Source organism: Streptomyces sp. RP5T, assembly GCF_003933965.1.
Lineage (GTDB): Bacteria > Actinomycetota > Actinomycetes > Streptomycetales > Streptomycetaceae > Streptomyces.
Map to the genome: position 1 here is coordinate 1 of NZ_RSAJ01001040.1, position 1,557 is coordinate 1,557.

The window sequence follows — 1,557 nt, forward strand, 5'->3', positions numbered from 1 at the left end:
GGTGAGCAGGGCGGGGTGCCGAGGACGACGGCGACGCCGATGCCACGCCGGAGCAGTGCGCCGACCGCGGTCGAGGCCACCACGGCAGGTCCGCGAGGCGCGGGGGGTCGGCGGGCCTCGCAATGCCGCTGCCCGTGAGAGCTGCCGCGGTGACCGCCAGGAGGACGGACCTTCGGCCGGACGGACGCTCCGGCACAGATCAGCCGGACGGCACTGCGCGGGCCAGCAGGAAGTCGGCGCTGTCGGACAGCGTGGTGAGCCGGGGGGTGTCCTCGTCCTCGATGCGGACGCCCGACCGTTCGCTCAGGACTTCGACGAAACTCAGGAAATCGAGTGAGTCCATCTCCAGCACGTCGCGGAACGCGTCGTCGAGTCCCAGGGCGGCGACGTCGGCCCCGGGGACGACACGGGAGATCGACTCCCTGACCATGTCGAGTGCTTCGGTTCGGTTCATGTTCACAACTGCTCCGGGTTCTGCAGGAGTCGGGTGACGGCGGTGAGATAGCGGGCGCCGACGGCGCCGTCCGTCGCCCGGTGGTCGGCCGAGAGGGTCGCCGTGACCACGGGCCGTACGCCGAGCAGGCCGTCCACGGCCCACGGCCGGTCGACGACCCGCCCGAAGCCGACCAGGGCCACCTGCGGCGGATAGATCACGCCGAAAACGCTTTCGACCCCCTGATCACCGAGGTTGGTGACCGTGATGGTGGCGTCCGAGACCTCGGAACCGCGCAGTCTGCCCGTCCGGGCTCGGGTGACCATGTCCTTCAGGGCGGCCATCAGTTGGGGCAGCGCGAGGGTGTCGGCGTCGCGCAGCGTGGGGGCGACGAGTCCGCCGCCGCGCAGGGACACGGCCACGCCGAGGTGCACCCCGTCACCGGCCGTGAAGCGGTCGTCGGACCAGGAACCGTTGAGCTCGGGGACCTCCCGGGCCGCGAGCGCCGCCGCTTTCAGCAACAGGGCGGCAGGCAGGAGCCGTTCACCGACCGGGCTGTGCCGGTTGTGCTCGCGCAGCCAGGTGGTCGCCGCGGCCATGTCCACGGTGGTGGAGAGGTAGTAGTGGGGGATGTCCCGGTTGGCGCGGCTCATCAGGCCGGCGATGGCCCGGCGCATGGCCGTCGCCCGCTCTTCGGACGGCGGCGCGACGGCGGGCTGTTCGGCGCGAGGACGCACCTGTGCGCCGGTGGGCGCGGTGGGTGTCGCCGGGCCGGGTGCCGCCCGGCGTACGTCCGCGGCACGTACGGCCGAGTCCTTGCCCGTCCCGGCCACCGTGGCCAGGTCGACGCCGAGTTCCGCGGCGAGGCGCCGGGCGAGCGGGGTGACCCGGGCGCGCGGGGGCCGGGCCGTGAACCGGGCAGTCGTCGCCTTCTCGACGTCGGTCCGGGTGACGCGCCCTCCGGGACCGGAGCCGTGGAGCGTCTCCAGGTCGACGCCGCGCTGTTCCGCGAGGTGCCGGACCAGGGGGCCCGCCTCGGCATGCCCGCCAGGCGGGGGCGTGGCGTCTGCGGTGGCCGGGACCGGGCCGGCTGCCGCGACAGGCTCGGGTGGCGGAGACGGGGC

Annotated in this window: 2 protein-coding genes; both read right to left on the reverse strand. The window is 74.1% G+C overall.

Features of this window, described 5'->3' with window-relative positions:
- Positions 1–199 precede the first annotated feature (199 nt).
- Positions 200–454 carry an acyl carrier protein gene (locus EHS43_RS44275; protein ID WP_260471010.1) on the reverse strand — a complete coding sequence of 85 codons (255 nt, stop codon included), beginning with the start codon at positions 452–454 and terminating at the stop codon, positions 200–202.
- A 2-nt stretch (positions 455–456) separates the two neighbouring features.
- On the reverse strand, positions 457–1,557 hold a 1,101-nt coding region (locus tag EHS43_RS44280; protein ID WP_125196028.1), incomplete at its 5' end, for a 2-oxo acid dehydrogenase subunit E2.

Bases quoted from the DNA above. Each gene is read 5' to 3' on its own strand.
- EHS43_RS44275 (WP_260471010.1), bottom strand. From the start codon at position 454: ATGAACCGAACCGAAGCACTCGACATGGTCAGGGAGTCGATCTCCCGT.